Source organism: Nonomuraea sp. NPDC050547 (genome assembly GCF_044457345.1).
GTDB lineage: Bacteria > Actinomycetota > Actinomycetes > Streptosporangiales > Streptosporangiaceae > Nonomuraea.
The window spans coordinates 155,847-173,197 of record NZ_JBITGW010000004.1 but is presented as its reverse complement, the minus strand read 5'-3'; the positions used below and the strand labels follow the sequence as shown (position 1 = coordinate 173,197).

Sequence of the window (17,351 nt, the reverse complement as noted above, 5' to 3'; positions counted from 1 at the left end):
CGTCGCGTTCATGAGCCGCGCGCCAGCAACTGCACCACGCCCAGGAGCAGGAGCGTCGCGACGGTGATCCCTAGCACCACGGCGCCGGTCGGCCGGTCCCAGAAGACGAAGACCAGGGCGGCCAGCGCCACCAGCCCGGCGCGCACCGGGGTGGCGTTGCGGGCCAGCCAGGCGCCGAAGCGGCCGGTGTCCAGCCGGGAGCCGGCCAAGCCGATGGCCCGCTTCAGCGCGGAGCGCGTCCTGACGGCGGTCGCGGACGGGCCGGTGAAGAACGCCGCGGCGGCGATCACCAGGCCCAGCACCAGCACGGTACGCAGCCCGCCTCTGAGGAAGCGGGCCAGCGTGTCGAACAGGTCCGCGGCGGCCGCCTGGTCCAGCCCGTGCCGGGCGACCGAGCCGAGGTAGGCGGCGCGCCCGGCGGCCAGGGCGGCGGCCAGCACCAGCATGCCGGCCATCAGCCCGATCCCCACCCCGGCCAGGGCGCGGCGGCGGCTGTTCGCGACCCAGACGCCGAGGGCGAGCAGGATCAGCGCCAGCGCCGGCAGCGCCCACCTGAGCGTCATCAGCCAGCCGTACCAGCGCTGCCAGGTGACCAGCTCGGCCGAGTCGAACAGCTCGATCGTGGGGTGCAGTTCGGGGATGGAGGCGGCCAGGCCGAGGCCGGAGGCGACCAGCTTCTGCTTGACCCGGTCGATGATCGGGCCGAGGTCGAGGCTGACGGCGCCGCCGTTCACCTTGAGGAGCTGGCTGCCCTCGCCGGACAGCACCGCGACGAGCTGCTTGTGCGCGACCCGGTTGGCCTGTACCCACACGGTCTGGAAGGTGTCGCTCGCGATGACCTGCCCGACCTTGTCGCGCACGAAGCCCTCGACGCCGTCGGCCATCGGCCCGGACAGCCCCTTGAGCTTGTCCCCGACGCGCGGCGGCAGCCTGCCGGCGACCTGATCCACGATCGCCTGGACGTCGAGTGCCCGCATGACCGCGCCGGTGACCCGGGTGGCGGCGGCGTTCTGGATGGCCGGATCACCGGCCAGCGGCGTCACGTTCTCGACGTACCGTTCGGTGTCCGAGACCTCGTTGGCGGCCCAGAAGCCGACGCCGGCCAGCGGGACGAACACGCAGCCGAGCGTGATCAGCACCGCGGAGACGACCGCGCGCCACCTTCCCCCGCCGGTACGGCCCCGCAGCTCGGCAACCTCGGCCCGCAGCCGCGCCAGCTCCGCCCGCACCTCGGCGTCCTGCGGCTCCTCGGACATCGCCACCCCCTCGTTCAGAGAGGAATGCCCGTTCGGCGGCCATCGGGCGGCAAATTCTCGGCCCGTATAGGACAAGGCCCTGTCGCGCCCGCTCCCACGGGGGCACGTCCACATGATGAACGCGTATTACACGGAACCCGCCGGCCGCTCCGGCTGGCTCGGATTCGCCGGAATGCTGGGCGTCATCCTGGGCTTCTTCCACGTGATCCAGGGGATCATCGCCTTCTTCCGCCAGGAGTACTATCTGACCTCCGGCGGGCAGCTCCTGGTCTTCGACTACAACACCTGGGGCTGGATCTGGCTGATCCTCGGCCTGGTCCAGGTGGCGGTGGCGCTCGGCATCCTGGCCGGGCAGATCTGGGCCAGGTGGCTGGGCGCGATCTTCGCCGCGCTGGCCATGATCGGCCAGTTCGCCTTTCTCAGCGCCTACCCGGTCTACTCGGTGATCAGCATCGCGCTCTGCGTGCTGGTGATCTACGGGCTGATCGCCGCGCCGAAGCAGGCGACGGGCTGAGCGCCGGAGGCGGGCCCCCGGCGCCCGGCGTCAGGCCTTCACCTCGCGCAGCCGGCCGGTCTCCACCTCGTAGACGAAGCCGCGCACCTCGTCGCGGTGCGGGATGAAGGGGTCCGCCTTCACGCGCGACACCGACTGGACGACGTCGCCTTCCAGGTCGGAGAACGCCTCCGCGGACCAGTCCGGTTTGATGCCGGTCTCGGCCCTGATGGCCTCCTTGAACGCGTCGTCGGTGAAGGTCAGCATGCCGCAGTCGGTGTGGTGGATGAGGATGATCTCAGTGGTGCCCAGCAACCGCTGGCTGATGGCGAGGCTGCGCCGTTCGTCCGCGGTGATGACGCCACCGGCGTTGCGGATGACGTGCGCGTCGCCCTCCCGCAGGCCGAGCAGGCCGTAGACGTTGAGCCGCGCGTCCATGCAGGCGACGACGGCGATGCCCTTCGCGGGCGGGAGCGGCAGCTCACCCTTGTCGAACGTGGCGGCGTACCGGTCGGCGTTGGCGAGCAGTTCGTCGGTGACGCTCATCGCACTACCTCCCAGGGGTCGGGCCTCTCAAATTACCCTCATTCCCTACACAATCAATAGGGCTTGTTCACTTTAAGTGGCGGGATCTTCGCCAGGCACGAGGTGTCCCCGAGCCGCTCGTCCCGGATGAACCCGCTGACCAGGCCCACGGCGCACCCCGAGGCGTCCATCTCGGCGACGTGCCCGGTGTTCGGGACCGACAGGAACCGCGCCCGGGGGAACTGGGCCGCGCTCAGCCTGCTGTTCTCCGCCGCCGTGTTGTTGTCCAGGTCGCCGGAGACCACCAGCGTGGGCACGTCGGGCAGCTTGCCGCTCAGCGCGTACGGCCGGGCCGTACCCTCCTTCGGCCACCCGATGCACACCTCACCGCCGTCGGGGATACTGAAGGCGTAGCCCTCGCGGCTGAAGGCGCCGAACCCGTGGGGGTCGGCCCGCTTCAGCGCCCGCTCGAACTGCCGCCACCGCTGCCGGATCGGCGCGTCCACCGACCACGGGCGCGTGTAGTCGTTGCAGACCACCGCGATGGTCAGGCCCATGTCCGGCACGCCCTGGTCGGCGGTCTGCTGGAAGAGCGCGGTCATCGCGCTGACCAGCGGGCCGGTGTCGCCCCTCGCCGCCCGGTGCAGCTGCGCGGGCATCGTGCCGATCAGCGAGACCTCGTCGGGGGAACCGCCCAGGCCGCCGCTGGCGGTGAACGTGAGGATCTGGGCCAGGACGCTCTCGGTCAGCTTCACCGTCTGGGGCCGTCCCCCGACCGTGATCGTGAGGTCGATCGGCCCGGCCCGCAGCATCGCGGCCACCTTGCGCAGATCGCGTACGGCGGCGCCGCCGTCGCAGGCGCCGCTGCGCTCGCAGATCCGGCGCAGGCTGAGCGAGATCGCCCTGGCGCTCGGGGCGCCGAAGGGGTCGAAGGTCACCGGGTAGGCGCCCGACAGGACGATCGAGCGCACGGTGCCCGGGTGGCGTTCGGCGTAGATCGGCATCAGGTAGGTGCCGTAGGAGATGCCGTACAGGACGACCTTGCCGAGGCCGAGCTTCCGCCGGACCGCGTCGAAGTCGTCGGCCGTGGCGGCGGAGGTGTATCCAGCGGCACGCGGACCGAGCGTGGCGCCGCACCTGTCCACGATGCGCCGCTGCTCGGCCCGGTCGGCCCACAGGAAGCCATCGGTGCCGCAGGCCACCGCGCCGGAGTAGCCGGTGCCGCGCGGGTCGATCAGCAGGAGGTCGTGGTCGGGGCTCAGAGAGCCGAGCAGCATGGAGTACCAGCCGGCCAGGACGACGGGCGCGCCGCCCGGCCCGCCCGGGTTGACCATGACGGTGTTCTTGGCGGGGGCGGTCTCGTTCTCCCGGCGCACCAGTGCGTAGGCCACCTCGACGGTGCCCAGCTCCGGTTTGCCGGCGACCAGCGGGCGCGGCTCGGTGCCGCACTCCACCCGCCGGCCCGGCACCGCGGGACACCAGGACGGCGCGCCGGGCTCGGGGGTGTGCGGGGCCTTGGACGCGCTGTCCAGGCCGGACGGCAGCGGGAAGGGCACGGGCGCGAACGGGTGCGGCCGGGCCTGCTGCGTACTCGGGACAGGAGGCGGAGGGGTGGGGACGATCGGCGACAACCCCACGACCGCCGCTAAAGCCACGGAAATCAACGACATACGGCAAGCCTGGAGGAGCCGCGATCAACCCACCACCGCCGTGAGGCTTATCCGCCTAGTGCGGCCGCCCCAGGGCTCGTCTCCTCCTCAGGTGCCGGTCCCGCGGCGCGACATCCTCCCTGAGAGCCGTCACGCGTGCCCGCTCACGGCGTGCGGCCGGTAGGGCGCCTCCAGCGCGGCGACCTCGGCCGCGCGCCGGACGATCGGCTCCGCCGCGTCCTCGCCGAGCTGCCAGGCCCGCGAGTGGCCGAAGCTCATCATGCCCGGCCACACGCGCGAGACCTTCAGTCCCGATGACCCCAGCCGGGTGTACTCCATGCCAACCCCTCCACGCTCGATCAGGCCGTTCACGCTACCCGGCGATCGCCTCGCGCTCCTGTTCGATGATCTGCTGGAGATCGCGCAGGTCGTAGTTGCAGAGCACCACGGCCGTCCACTCGGTGTCGAGGTAGACGCTCCAGTTGGTCGAGCCGCCGGCGATGCCGCCGCCGTGCGTGATGAGACGCTGGTTGTTGAAGATGGGGGCGATCGGGCCGTAGGCGTGGAAGCTCTCCCCACGGCGCGGATCGGGAACTCCCGGGGACGGCCCGGAGATCTTCGGGCTCAGCCACATCTCCGTGTAGGCGCGGTTGAGCAGCTTGTGGTTCTTCAGCGCCCAGGCGAAGCGCAGCAGGTCGGAGGCCGAGGCGAAGGCGTTGCCGCCGCCCGCTCCGATGAAGCCGCGCGCCGAGTTGGACCCCTTCACGCCGATCGTGCCGCCCTTGTCGAGGTTGCGGACGCCGTCGATGCGGGAGCCGTCCTCCTGCAGCATGTACGGGTGCGCGATGCGCTCGTCGTCCAGCCATTGGGGCCTGGTGTAGTACGCCGAGCGCCGCATGCCCGCGGGCTGGAAGACGTGCTCGCGCATGTACTCGTGGAACGGCATGCCGGAGACCGCGGCCACGATCTCGCCGAGGACGTTGTAGCCCATGCTGGCGTACTCCTTCCTGGTGCCGGGGACGAAGCGCAGCTTCTGCTCACGGGCCTGCTTCCTGCCCTCGGCCTCGGCCTCCTCGATGCTGTTGAGGATCTTGTCGCCGCCGCCGGCGCTGTTGGTCGGGTCGGTCATGCCGCCGGTGTGCGTGAGCATCTGGTGCACGGTGACGGCGCCGACGTCCGGGGGGAAGCCGTCCAGGTAGGTGCTGAGCTTCTCGTGGAACCTCAGCCTGCCCTGCTGGGCCAGCTGGACGATCGCCAGGCCGGTGAACGGCTTGGACGCCGACGCGAGGGCGTAGATCGTGTCGGGGCCGTTGGGGATCTTCCGTTCCCTGTCCGCCATGCCGTACGCGCGGGACAGGACCACGCGGCCGCGATGGGCCACCAGCACGGTCCCCGAGAACCGGTCCTGGTCCGCCAGGTCCCGGATGTAGTCGTCGTAGGCCTCCAGCGAGCGGCCGGCGGCGGCCGGTTCCCGGCCGGTGCTCGCCATCAGCGGCGCCGCGCCCAGCAGGCCCAGGACGGAGCGCCGCGAAGGGTCGTCGGTCAAGGCGGATCTCCTTGTTCGTAGCGGATGGTGCCGCCGATACCACTGGAGCGCCTGCTAACTCCACGTAAGAGCGCCCCGCCGGCACAGGTCCGGCGGGGCGCTCCGATCGGGGGTTCAGGCGGCCACCTGCTCGGCGAGCGCGACCGGCCGCTCGCCGCGCCCGGCACGGGCGCGCAGGACCGTCACCGTCAGGACGGCCAGGCCCAGGAAGAGCGCCGCGCCCACCCCGGCCGCCGCGTGCAGCCCCGAGGTGTACGCCGCGCGGGCGGCGGCCAGCAGCGCCGGGTCGCCCAGCGTCTCGGCTACGGCCCCTGCCAGGGTGTCCGCCTTCACCTCGGCCGGAAGACCGGCGCGGAAGACGGCCGCGGCCAGGCTGCCCAGCGCCGCGACGCCCACCGCTACGCCGAACTCGCCGCTGGTCTCGGAGATCGAGGCGGCGGAACCGGCCTTCTCCGGCGGGGCGGCGGCCATCATGATGCCGTTGCCGAGGCCCATCGGCAGCGCGATGCCCGCCTGGGCCAGCACCAGCCCGACGACCAGGACCGGAACGCCGCTCGTCGCGTCGGCGAAGGTCATCAGCGCCATGCCGGCCGCGCCGAGCGCCAGGCCACCGGCCATCACGTACGCGGGCTGGACGCGCCGGGCCAGCATGGGACCGGCGGACAGGGCGACGATCATGACCAGGCTCGGCGGGATCATCCACAGCCCGGCGGCCAGCGGGGACAGGCCCGCGACCGACTGCAGGAACGTGGTGACGGTCAGCGTGACCCCGGCCATGACGACGCCGCCGAGCATCAGGATGGTCAGGGAGGCGGCGAAGGCGCGGTTGCCGAACAGGCGCAGGTCCAGCAGCGGGTCGGCCAGGCGGCGCTGGCGGCGGACGAACAGCGCGCCCATGGCCAGACCGGCGGCGACGGCCACGAGGGCCGGCGGCTGCCAGCCGCTCCTGGTGATCTCCTTCAGGCCGTAGATGGCGGGCAGGATCGCGCCGAGCGACAGGGCGACGCTGGCCAGGTCGAGGCGGCCGGCCGTACCGTCGCGGTATTCCGGCAGCACCAGCGGACCGGCGATCAGCACGACGGCCATGAACGGCGCGCCCAGCAGGAAGGCAGAGCCCCACCAGAAGTGCTGCAGCAGCAGCCCGCCCACGAGCGGACCCGCGGCCATGCCCACCATGAAGCAGCTGAACCAGATCCCGATCGCGGCGCCCATCTGCTTGGGGTCGCGGAAGATGTTGCGGATCAGGGCCATCGAGGAGGGCATCAGCGTGGCTCCCGCGATCCCCAGCAGGGCCCGGGTCACGACCAGCATCTCGGCGCTGGAGGAGAACGCCGCCGCGACGGAGATCACGCCGAAGGCGGCCGAGCCGATGAGCAGCAGCTTGCGGCGGCCGACGCGGTCGCCGAGCGTGCCCATGGTCACCAGGAAGCCGGCCAGCATGAAGGAGTAGATGTCCATGATCCACAGCTGCTGCGGGGCGCTGGCGCCCAGCTCGGAGCTGAGGTGCGGCAGCGCGAGGTACAGGACGCTGACGTCGATGGAGAGCAGCAGGGCGATCGAGCTGAGGATGCCGAGTGCGATCCAGTCGCGCTTGCCGGCGGTCGAGGTCGTGTTCATGGCTCCACAGTGGCCGGACGCGCTTCTGGTCTCCTTTCCAGCGCCTTAAGGTGCTTCGTATGCGTTTTGGAGTGCTGGGACCACTGACCGTCTGGACGGACGCCGGAGAGGTCGTCTCGATTCCGGGGCTGAAGGTGCGTGCCCTGCTCGCGGACCTGCTGGCCCACGACGGCCGGGTGGTGTCCACGGACCGGCTCGTGGACGACCTGTGGGGCGACGACGCGCCGGCCAACCCGGCCGCCGCGCTGCAGGTGCGGGTCTCCCAGCTGCGCAAGGCGCTGGAGGACGCCGAGCCGGGCGGCAAGAACCTGATCGTCTCGCGGGCGCCCGGCTACCAGTTGCAGGTCGCGCCGGACGCGGTGGACGCGCTGCGCTTCGCCAGGCTGGCCGGAGAAGGGCTGCTGGCCGAGGCGCTGGAGCTGTGGCGCGGCTCGCCGTACGCCGACTTCTCCGACATGGAGTTCACGCGCGCGCCGATCACGAAGCTGGAGGAACAGCGGCTGGCCGCCCTCGAAGAGCTCGCGGAGGTACGGCTGGCCGCCGGCGAGCCGGTCGACGTGGCCGAGCTGGTGGCCGAGCACCCCCTTCGCGAGCGGCTGCGCGCCGTGCACATGACGGCCCTGTACCGGGCGGGACGGCAGAGCGACGCGCTGGCCACCTACGGCGAGCTGCGCGAACGCCTGGCCGACGAACTGGGCCTCGACCCGTCCCCCGAGCTGGCCGACCTGCAGGCGCGCATCCTGCGCCAGGACCCGGGTCTCAGCGGCCAGGACCGGCGCCCGGTCACCAACCTGCCCGCCACCGTCGACGACCTCATCGGCCGCGACCGCGCCGTGGCCGAGGTACGCGAGCTGCTCGGCACGAGCCGGCTGGTCACGCTCACCGGCTCAGGCGGCGTCGGCAAGACCCGCCTGTCCATCGCCACGGCCGCCCAGCTGACCGGCGCGTACCCGGACGGGGCGTGGCTGGTCGAGCTGGCCGCCTACGACCGCGACACCGCCTCGCTGGCCGACGCCGTGCTGGCCGCGCTGGACATCCGCGACAGCGCCGGGCCGGGCGACGCGCTCGACCGGCTGGCCGACACGTTGCGCGCGCGGCGCATGCTGCTCGTCCTGGACAACTGCGAGCACGTCGTCGACCAGGCGGCGAAGCTGGCCGAGTCGCTGCTGCGTGCCGCGCCGGGGCTGCGGATCCTGGCGACCAGCCGGGAGCCGCTGAGCGTGGCCGGCGAGACGCTGTGGAGCGTGCCGCCGCTGGGGCTGCCCGAGGAGGAGGGGCTCGACGCGGTGGCGGCCTCCGACGCGGTACGCCTGTTCATGGCCAGGGCCACGGCGTCGGCGCGCGGGTTCGTGCTCGACGCGTCCACGGCGGCGGCCGTCGCGCAGCTGTGCCGGCGGCTCGACGGGCTGCCGCTGGCGCTGGAGCTGGCGGCCACCCGGGTGCGTTCGCTCGGCATCCACGAGCTGGTGTCGCGGCTGGACGACCGGTTCCGGGTGCTGTCCGGCTGGCAGCGCGGGGTCTCCGACCGGCAGCAGACGCTCATGGGGATGATCGACTGGAGCTGGACCCTGCTGACCGACGACGAGCGGGTGGTGCTGCGGCGGCTGGCCGTACACGCGGACGGGTGCACGCTGGAGGCGGCCGAGGTCCTGTGCGGCGACGGCGGGCTCGACGTGATGGAGCTGCTCGCGCGGCTGGTCGACCGGTCGCTGGTGACCGTGGTGGAGGGGCCGTCCGGGGTGCGGTACCGGCTGCTGGAGTCGGTCGCCGCCTACTGCCGCCGCCGGCTGGACGACGCCGGCGAGACCGATCGGGTACGGCGGGCGTACGTGGCCTACTACACCTCGTTCGCCGAGCGGGCGGAGGGGCATCTGCGCGGCGCCGAGCAGGTGCGCTGGATGCGCGACCTGGACGCCGAGTCCGCGAACCTGCGCAGCGCCCTCGACTCCGCGCCGGCCTCTGAGGCGTTGCGGCTGGTGAACGCGTTGTCGTGGCACTGGTACCTGCGCGGCCGCCTGCACGAGGCCCTCCGCTCACTCGACCTCGCCCTGTCCGGCCCCGACCTGCCGGACGGGGTCGAGGTGAAGAAGGCGCGGGCCTGGCGGGCCGGGTTCGCGTTGCTACTGGGTGAGAGCGTGGACTGGGAGGCGGCGCTGGAGATCGCCGACCCGGCCGCGCGGGCGCGGGCGGAGCTGTTCGTGCAGTACGGGGTGACCGACATGCCGACCGCGACCGCCGTGGTGGACCGGGCACTGGCGACCTGCCGCGAGCTCGGCGACCGGTGGGGCGTCGCGGTGGCGCTGAGCCGGCAGTCCCGTGACGCCTTCACCCTGCGTGAACTGGACAAGCTCGACCGGGTCGGTCACGAGAGCAGGCGGCTGTTCACCGAGCTCGGCGACCGGTGGGGCGTCCTGCAGGCCAACGAGTGGCTGGGCGGCCTGGAGGAGATTCGCGGCGACTACGACGCGGCCGTCCGGATCTTCACCGAGGACGCCGCGGTGGCCGAGGAACTGGGCCTGTGGCCGGACAAGGTACGCCGCCTGTCGTGGCTGGGCTGGATCGCCGCCTACCGGCGCGACTACGACCGCGGGATCGAGACCTGCCTGGAGGCGCTCCGCCTGGCCGACGGCCAGGGCTACAAGGAGGGCACGATCTTCGCCAGGATGGGCCTGTGCATCGCGGCCCGGCACTCGGGACGGCTGGAGCTGGCCGAGGAGCACATCGCCGTGCTGCTGCGTGGCGTGCCGCGCGGCCCGGACGTCGATCCGCAGCTGTTCGTCCCGACCGTCCTGAACGAGCTGGGCCATGTCCGGCGCATGCAGGGCAGGGAGCCGGAGGCCCGCGAGCTGTTCCGGGAGTCGCTGGTGGCCTCCAGGAAGATCGGCGATCCGCGGACGATCGCGGGCACCATGGAGGCGCTGGCCACGGTGGCCGAGCCGGAGGAGGCCGCCCGTCTGCTGGGCACGGCGGCCGCCAGCCGCGTCGCCCACAGCACCCCGGCCTCACCGGACGAGATCGACGACATCGCCCGCGCGACGGAGCGGGCCAAGGCCGCCCTGGGCGAGGCGGCCTTCGCCACCGCCTACACGAGCGCCCCGTGAGTCAGGAGCGGAGGCGTTCCTTGTGGGCGCCGCCGCGGAGGGTCAGGAGGGCGGCGGTGCTGATCAGGCAGGTGGCCATCACGTAGTAGGCGGGGATGTCGGCGTCGCCGGTGTTCTTGATGAGCTGGGTGATGATGAGCCCCGCCGAGCCGGAGAACACCGCGTTCGACAGTGAGTAGGCCAGGCCCAGGCCGGTGTAGCGGACGTTGGTGGGGAACATCTCGGCCAGCATCGCCGGCCCCGGCCCCGCCATCAGGCCGACCACGGCTCCGGCCACGAAGACGGCGGCGGCCTTCAGGGCCAGGGAGCCGCCGGGGTCCTGGAGGACGTTCAGGAGAGGCAGCGCCAGGACGACGATGAGGGCGGCGCCGGTGGTCATGACGACGCGCCGGCCGTAGCGGTCGCTGAGGATCCCGGCCGGGATGATGGCCAGCGCGAACCCCAGGTTGGCCACGACGGTGGCGATGAGCGCCTGCTGGAAGGTGGCGTTGAGGGTGGTCTGCAGGTAGGACGGCATGACGACGAGGAAGGTGTATCCGGCCGCCGACCAGCCCATGAGGCGGGCGATGCCGAGCAGGATGGCGCGCGCGGTCTCGCCCGCGGTGGGTTTCACTCGCGTCTCGCGGTTCGTGAACGACGGCGTCTCCTCCAGCCGGAGCCGCAGCCACAGGGCCACCGCCCCGAGCGGGACGGCGAGCAGGAAGGGGATGCGCCAGCCCCACGCCTTGAGATCGGCCTCGGACAGCAGGGTGGCCATGACGGCCGCCGCCCCCGCCCCGCCGAGCAGCCCGAGCGCCACGGTGAACGACTGCCACGACCCGTACAGTCCGCGCTTGCGGTCGGGCGCGAACTCGGTCATCAGCGATACGGCCCCGCCGAACTCACCGCCCGCGGACAGTCCTTGCAGGATCCGGACGAGCGTCAGCAGCCAGGGAGCCGCGGCGCCGATCGTGTCGTAGGTGGGCAGGACGCCGATCAGCGCGGTCGCGGCGGACATGAGCAGGACGACGAGGATGAGCAGCGGGCGGCGGCCGATCCGGTCCCCCAGGCGGCCGAAGACGGCGGCGCCGAGCGGCCGGAAGAAGAACGCCAGGGCGAACGAGGCATACGTCTTGACCAGGGCTTCGAGATCACTCGCCCCGGCGGGGGCGAAGAAGTTCGCCGCGATGATCGTGGCGAAGTACCCGTAGACCCCGAACTCATACCATTCGATGAAATTTCCAACTGATCCGGCCACGAGCGCCCGGCGCGACCGTGCCGTGGCCACGCCCGTCGCGCCGGTTCCATCCGCCATACCCGTCATGCGCGAAAAGCTTCACGCACTGCTCGCATCGTGTCAATAAGCTTCAGCCCAGCATGCGCAGCGGGGTCACGGCCTGCCGGTGCACGATCACGTCGAACCACTGGGTGATCGCGCCGCCGTACATGTAGTAGTCGAAGGGGCGTTTGGGGTCGTAGTTGGCGATGCCTCGCATCTTCGTGGGCCGGTTGAGCTGAGGCGGCGTCTTGACCCGCAGGTCGACGGCGAACTGGGAGATGCCGGCGTCGCCGAACGGGCGGTCGGCCCAGGTGCGGGGCGGGCGGGGGATGCGAACCGGCTTGCCGCCGATCTTCAGGGTGCCGTGGTCGAAGGTGAAGCCGATGGACAGGTACCGCGGGCCGTACCAGCGGCGCAGGTGCGAACCCGCGCTGGCGAAGCGGCGCTCGGGGGCGGGCGGCAGCGACAGGCGCAGATCCGGGGCGTTGGCGGTGTGGGCGCTGGCGGCCCAGTAGGCGACCTTGTCGCCGGAGAAGCGCTGCCACCAGCGCAGGTTGCGCGAGGCCTGCTGGTCGCGGTAGCCGGTGTCGGCCCCGCGGTCCAGGTACTCGAAGAACGAGACGATCTGGCGGGCGTTGTGCAGGGCGAGCGCCTGCGCGCGGGAGTCCGGCAGCGCCTTGACCACGTCGTAGGCGGCGCGGGCGTGGACGATGTACGGCTTCATGTCCCGGCCGCTCTCGAACAGCTCGCGCAGGTACTTGCCGACGTCGTCGGAGGGCGGGCGGATCTCCGCCAGGTGCGCCCTGACCGATTCGAGCTCGGCGGGAGCGGCCTTCGCCACGTGGCGGATCACCGCGTCGTACGCGGCGGGGCGGGTGGCGTAGAACTCCACGCCGACGAAGCGCACCTTGTCGGCGTGCTCGGCGTTGTAGGCGCGCAGCCAGCGCAGCACGTCCCTGATCTCCTCGGCCTGCCACGTCGTGGTCATCTGCTTCACCACCGCGTCCAGGTCGCCCTTCCCGGTGACGACGTAGCGGTCGACGAGCTGCCCGGTGGTCCAGTCCTCCTCCCACGCGATCGTGCGGAACCCGCGCTTCTCCACCAGGTACCGCAGGAGCCGGTGCTTGAGCAGCGCCTCCTCGCGCGCCCCGTGCGTCGACTCGCCCAGCCCCACGACCTTGGCGTCCCCGACCATCCTGGCCAGCGGCGCGAGGTCGTCCAGCGGCGCCGCCGGGTCGATCGTGGCCAGCGGGACGGCGTGTTCCTTCACCCAGTCGGCGACCGGCCCCGTGGTGAGCGAGAACGCGGCGGCGGCGAGGGCGGCGTGCGTGATCATCTGGGATCTCCTTCGCGATCGGCTACGCCCCTACCGTCCTGCGGGACGCCGTCCGCCGCGTCCGCCGCGCAGCCCCCGCGCCGCTACCCCAGCCGGTGTAGCGCCGCGGGCCGCCCTCCTCCCGGGAGCGGAGACCCTACGGCTCGGCGAGGTACGCGCGCACGGTCGCCGCCGCCCCCTCGGCCATGATCCGCTCCAGCGCCTCGGTCACGAGCTCACGGAACCCCGGGTGCTCCGGCAGGTCCTCGCCGAACACCTCCCTGACCGCCAGGAGCCGCCCCGCCACCCGCGCCGCGTCACCGGTGGCTCCGAGCCGTCCTGCCAGCGGGTCGTCCACGGCGGCGGCCGTACTCACGTGTGCCATCCACCCCGCCACGACCAGCGCGATCCACCGCGGCTCGCGCCCGGCGGCGAGCAGTTCGCGGGCCGGATCGAGCAGCCGCTGCGGCAGTTTCTGCGAGCCGTCCGCGGCGATCTGCGCGGTGCGGTGGCGCAACTCGGGGTTGGCGAACCGCTCCAGCAGCGAGGCCTTGTACGCGCCCAGGTCCACGCCGTCAAGCTCCCCCAGGGTCGGCGTCACCTCGTCCATGAGGCGCACGAGCGCCTCACGAAGCTCGCCGAGCGCCTGCGCGACGTGCTCGCGCGCGCTGAGGTAGGCGAGCGCTGAGTGGCTGCCGTTCAGCAGCCGCAGCTTCATCACCTCGTACGGCCCCGCCCGCGCCACCAGCAACGCCCCCGCCTTCTCCCAGGCGGGCCGCCCGGCGGCGAAGTCGTCCTCGATCACCCACTGCAGGAACGGCTCGGCGACCACCGCCCCCCGATCCTCCAGCCCCAGCCGGGCCGCCGCCTCGGCCAGGTCGGCGGGCGTGCTCGCGGGCACGATCCGGTCCACCATCGTGCAGGGGAAGCGGACCTGCTCGCCGATCCAGCCGAGCAGCCGCGGCTCCGCGGCCGCCCTGACCAGGGTGGCCAGCCTGGCCCCGTTGGAGGGCAGGTTGTCGCAGCTCAGCACCGTGATCGGCCCAGCGTCCGCGGCGGCTCTGGCCCGCAGCCCTGCCACGAGCCGGTCGACGGCGGGTCCCGCGCGGTACCCCTTCTCGGTGATCGTCACCGTGACCACCTGGGTCCCCGGCGCGGCCAGCCGGTCGGTGAGCAGGTCGTCGCCGGGCCGTAGCACCTCGGTGACCGCGCCGACGACGCGCAGGTCGCCGCCCGCGCGCACGCTGTAGAGGCCGTCCTGCGGGCCGAGTTGCTCGACCACACCGGGGCCACGCATGGTGGCGCCGCAGATCCCCCACCGGTCGTCGCCGGTGGCCGCCATCGCCTCCTCGGTGAAGACGGCCTGGTGCGCGCGAGCGAAGGCGCCGATCCCGAGATGCACGATTCCCGTCGCGCCCGGCAGGAAAGCCCCCTCATACGAGGTACGGCTGAGCCTCACCAATGGTGCATGCTCCCGTCAAGCAGCCGGTTGACCGGCAGGTAGGCCGGGTCGTACGGGTAGCGGGCGGCGAGCTTCTCGTCGATCTCCACCCCGAGCCCCGGCTCCTCACCCGGATGCAGGTAGCCGTCGGCGAAGCGGTAGCCGTGCGGGAAGACCTCGTCGGTCAGCTCGGTGTGGCGCATGTACTCCTGGATGCCGAAGTTCGGCACCGCGAGGTCCACGTGCAGCGCGGCCGACATGCACACCGGCGACAGGTCGGTGGCGCCGTGCGAGCCGGTTCTGACGTGGTAGAGGGCGGCGAGGTCGAAGATGCGGCGCAGGTGGGTGATGCCGCCCGCGTGCACGACCGTGGCCCGGATGTAGTCGATGAGCTGCTCGGTGATGAGCTGCTGGCAGTCCCAGATCGAGTTGAACACCTCGCCCACCGCGATCGGCGTCGTGGTGTGCTGCCTGATGAGCCGGAAGCCCTCCTGCAGCTCGGCCGGGACCGGGTCCTCGATCCAGAACGGCGCGTACTCCTCCAGGCTCGCGCCCAGCCTGGCCGCCTCGATCGGGGTCAGCCGGTGATGGACGTCGTGGAGCAGGTGAAGGTCGGGGCCGAAGCGGTCACGCGCGGCGGCGAACAGCTCGGGGACCATGCGCAGGTACCGCTCGCTCGACCAGGTCGCCTCCACCGGCCGCCTGGCGGCGGCGGGCTCGTAGAACATCTTGTCCTGGCTGACGCCGTAGGTGACGGGCAGGCCGGGGACGCCGCACTGCACGCGCACCGCCTTGTAGCCGAGTTCGGTGTAGCGGGCCACCTCGTCCAGGACTTCCGGGACGGTCTCGCCGTTGGCGTGGCCGTACACCGTGACGCCCTCGCGGGAACGGCCGCCGAGCAGCTGGTACACCGGGAGCCCGGCCACCTTGCCCTTGATGTCCCAGAGAGCGGTGTCGACGGCGGCGATCGCGGTCATCGTGACCGGGCCGCGCCGCCAGTAGGCGCCGCGGTAGAGGTAGTTCCAGGTGTCCTCGATGCGGGCGGGGTCGCGGCCGATGAGCAGCGTGGCCACGTGGTCGCGCAGGTAGGAGGCGACCGCCAGCTCGCGGCCGTTGAGCGTGGCGTCGCCGAGTCCGGTCGCCCCGTCGTCCGTGGTGATCTTCAGGGTGACGAAGTTGCGGCCTGGGCAGGTGACGATGACCCGCGCGTCGACGATCTTCATCCGTTTGCCTCCTGGTCGGCGAAGAGCGTACAGCGGGGGTGGGTACGCAGGGCGGAGGCCGGGCAGGCGGTGGTGAGCGGGCCGTGCAGGGCGGCCTGGAGCGCGGCCTTCTTGCGCGCGCCCGGGACCGTGACCACCAGGCGGCGCGCCGCCAGCAGGGCGGGCACGGTCAGCGTGACCGCGCGGCGCGGCACCTCGTCGAGAGTGGCGAAGCAGCCGTCGCTCACCTGCTGCCTGCGGCATGGCTCGTCCAGTTCGACCACCTTGACGGCGAACGGGTCGGCGAAGTCGGCGACGGGCGGATCGTTGAAGGCCAGGTGCCCGTTGTCGCCGATGCCCAGGAAGGCCAGGTCGAGCGGGTCCCGCGCGAGCAGCGCGGCGTAGCGCTCCGCCGCGGCGGCCGGGTCCGTAGCCGGCACGATCTCGTGCACGGCCTTGGGCCCGACGACACCCCAGATCTCCTCCCGCAGAAAGGCCGCGAAGCGCTGGGGCGCGTCCGCCGGCAGATCCACATACTCGTCCAGATGGAACGCCACCACCCGCGACCAGTCGATGCCCGGGGCGGCGCGCAGACCGGCGAGCATCTCGCGCTGTGACGGCGCCGCCGCGAAGGCCACCCGCGCCTCGTCCTGTGCCGCCAGGATCTCGCGCAGAGCCTCGGCGCCCGCCCGCGCCGCCGCCGCGCCGGTGGCCGCCCGGTCGGCGTGGACGCTGACCCGCATCAGCCCTCCCCCAGTTCGACGATCTGCATGAGATTCCTGGCGATGTGGTACGGATCTTTGACCGGCAGCGCCACCACCTCGTCAAGCGGCCGCCCGTTCCGATCACGGATCTGCACCCACTCCGCCCCGTCATCACGCCCGGGAAAGGTGTCCAGCGTGTAGTCCCAGACCTCCCCGAACCACCTTTCCGCCGATTTGTCGCCATATTTCACGGCGGCGAGGCGGGTGCTGTAGGCGGCCTCCGTGTGCACCCACCACAACTTCGTGGTCCACGTCCTGACGATCAGTTCCTCGTACGGCCCGCCGCCCCGCCGGCCCGTCACGTCGGTGTAGCGCAGCAGCCCGCCCCGCTCCACGTCCCAGCCGGTGGCGCAGAGCTTGGAGATGCTGTCCAGCACCTGCCGGTCCGCCCGGTGATCTCCGAGCAGTTCCCCGGCCTCCAGCACCATCCAGGCGCCTTCCAGGGCGTGGCCGGGATTGCGGTGCCTGGCCAGGACGGTGTCACGCTGTCCGGGATCGCCGACCAGAACCTCGGCGAACAGCCCCGTCTCCTCCCGATGCGCCAGCACCCCCCGCAAGGCATCGGCCAGCTCCCCCCGCGGCCCCGCGGCCTCTCCCCCGGTGCGCTCGTGGGCGCGGACCTGGTCGAGGCGGGCGTTCAGGAGGATCATGCGAGCGCCGAAGCCCGAGTGGCCGGGTGGCAGCGGGTAGGGCGGGGTCGGCGGGTCGCCGTTCGTGATGTCGTCGGCGACTCTGGTGAGGATAGGGTCCACCACGTCCAGCCACTCCGCCGAGCCGGTCTGCCTGGACAGCTCGGACAGGCCCATCGCCACGAAGCAGTCGGCGTAGATGCTGCGTTCGGACGGTTTCTCGGTGCCCGTCTCGTCCAGGAGATAGGCGCAGGTGCCGCCGGGCCGTACCGCGTGATCGACCAGGAAGCGGGCGCCGCGTTCGGCGTGGGCGAGGAGTTCGGCGGGGTCCAGGGTGAGCAGGCCGCGCTCGGCGAGGCGGGCCGCGCGCGCCAGCAACCACACGAAGCGGCCCTGTGACCACGTGTACTTGTCGGTCGACAGCCGCGTCCTTCCGCGGTTGTCGAAGCAGGTGTAGTAGCCGCCGTTGACCTCGTCGATGCCGTTGGCCAGCCAGAACGGGAAGATGACGTCCTCGAGTTGCCGGCGTGCCGCGTGTTCCGGCCCCATGCTGCC

Annotated in this window: 14 protein-coding genes; 2 read left to right on the top strand and 12 right to left on the bottom strand. The window is 72.2% G+C overall.

The features are described from left to right. Positions 1–8: 8 nt before the first annotated feature. Entirely contained in the window at positions 9–1,256 is a 1,248-nt protein-coding gene (locus ACIBHY_RS11540) for a hypothetical protein (protein ID WP_397306647.1), read from the bottom strand. A gap of 112 nt (positions 1,257–1,368) precedes the next feature. Here ACIBHY_RS11540 and ACIBHY_RS11535 point away from each other — a divergent pair, with 112 nt between their 5' ends. Beyond that, on the top strand, positions 1,369–1,770 hold the full coding sequence (locus ACIBHY_RS11535; protein ID WP_397252413.1) for a hypothetical protein: 402 nt from the start codon (positions 1,369–1,371) through the stop codon (positions 1,768–1,770). Positions 1,771–1,800: 30 nt separating this feature from the next. Here the strand turns inward: ACIBHY_RS11535 and ACIBHY_RS11530 are convergent, their stop codons facing one another. The 5 genes from ACIBHY_RS11530 to ACIBHY_RS11510 form a co-directional block, all read right to left on the bottom strand. After that, positions 1,801–2,295 (bottom strand): beta-class carbonic anhydrase, encoded by a 495-nt coding sequence (locus tag ACIBHY_RS11530; RefSeq protein ID WP_397252412.1) that lies wholly within the window; start codon positions 2,293–2,295, stop codon positions 1,801–1,803. A gap of 53 nt (positions 2,296–2,348) precedes the next feature. Further along, positions 2,349–3,944 (bottom strand): alpha/beta fold hydrolase, encoded by a 1,596-nt coding sequence (locus ACIBHY_RS11525; RefSeq protein ID WP_397252411.1) that lies wholly within the window; start codon positions 3,942–3,944, stop codon positions 2,349–2,351. Between the two features lie 129 nt (positions 3,945–4,073). Beyond that, complete coding sequence (locus ACIBHY_RS11520) at positions 4,074–4,262, bottom strand: hypothetical protein (protein ID WP_397306646.1); 189 nt, start codon at positions 4,260–4,262, stop codon at positions 4,074–4,076. A 34-nt stretch (positions 4,263–4,296) separates the two neighbouring features. After that, positions 4,297–5,469 carry a serine hydrolase domain-containing protein gene (locus tag ACIBHY_RS11515; protein WP_397306645.1) on the bottom strand — a complete coding sequence of 391 codons (1,173 nt, stop codon included), beginning with the start codon at positions 5,467–5,469 and terminating at the stop codon, positions 4,297–4,299. Between the two features lie 114 nt (positions 5,470–5,583). After that, positions 5,584–7,086, bottom strand: coding sequence for an MFS transporter (locus tag ACIBHY_RS11510; RefSeq protein WP_397306644.1), 1,503 nt, complete (start codon positions 7,084–7,086; stop codon positions 5,584–5,586). A gap of 59 nt (positions 7,087–7,145) precedes the next feature. Between ACIBHY_RS11510 and ACIBHY_RS11505 the strand changes: the two genes are divergently transcribed. Further along, positions 7,146–10,187, top strand: a complete 3,042-nt coding sequence (locus ACIBHY_RS11505) for a BTAD domain-containing putative transcriptional regulator (protein ID WP_397306643.1) — start codon at positions 7,146–7,148, stop codon at positions 10,185–10,187. 1 nt (position 10,188) lies between these two features. Here ACIBHY_RS11505 and ACIBHY_RS11500 read toward each other — a convergent pair whose 3' ends face one another. The 6 genes from ACIBHY_RS11500 to ACIBHY_RS11475 form a co-directional block, all read right to left on the bottom strand. Next, complete coding sequence (locus ACIBHY_RS11500; RefSeq protein WP_397306642.1) at positions 10,189–11,490, bottom strand: MFS transporter; 1,302 nt, start codon at positions 11,488–11,490, stop codon at positions 10,189–10,191. Between the two features lie 43 nt (positions 11,491–11,533). Then, entirely contained in the window at positions 11,534–12,781 is a 1,248-nt protein-coding gene (locus ACIBHY_RS11495) for an erythromycin esterase family protein (RefSeq protein WP_397306641.1), read from the bottom strand. A gap of 136 nt (positions 12,782–12,917) precedes the next feature. Beyond that, entirely contained in the window at positions 12,918–14,219 is a 1,302-nt protein-coding gene (locus ACIBHY_RS11490; protein WP_397306640.1) for a mannitol dehydrogenase family protein, read from the bottom strand. Continuing rightward, positions 14,216–15,424 (bottom strand): D-mannonate dehydratase ManD, encoded by a 1,209-nt coding sequence (manD, locus tag ACIBHY_RS11485; RefSeq protein ID WP_397252403.1) that lies wholly within the window; start codon positions 15,422–15,424, stop codon positions 14,216–14,218. The genes ACIBHY_RS11490 and manD overlap by 4 nt, the downstream gene beginning before the upstream one ends. Continuing rightward, positions 15,421–16,146, bottom strand: a complete 726-nt coding sequence (locus ACIBHY_RS11480) for a 6-phosphogluconolactonase (RefSeq protein ID WP_397306639.1) — start codon at positions 16,144–16,146, stop codon at positions 15,421–15,423. Before ACIBHY_RS11480 ends, manD begins: the two co-directional genes overlap by 4 nt. Beyond that, a complete protein-coding gene (locus ACIBHY_RS11475) occupies positions 16,146–17,345 on the bottom strand; it encodes an AGE family epimerase/isomerase (RefSeq protein ID WP_397252401.1) in 1,200 nt (399 codons plus the stop codon). Before ACIBHY_RS11475 ends, ACIBHY_RS11480 begins: the two co-directional genes overlap by 1 nt. Positions 17,346–17,351: the final 6 nt, after the last annotated feature.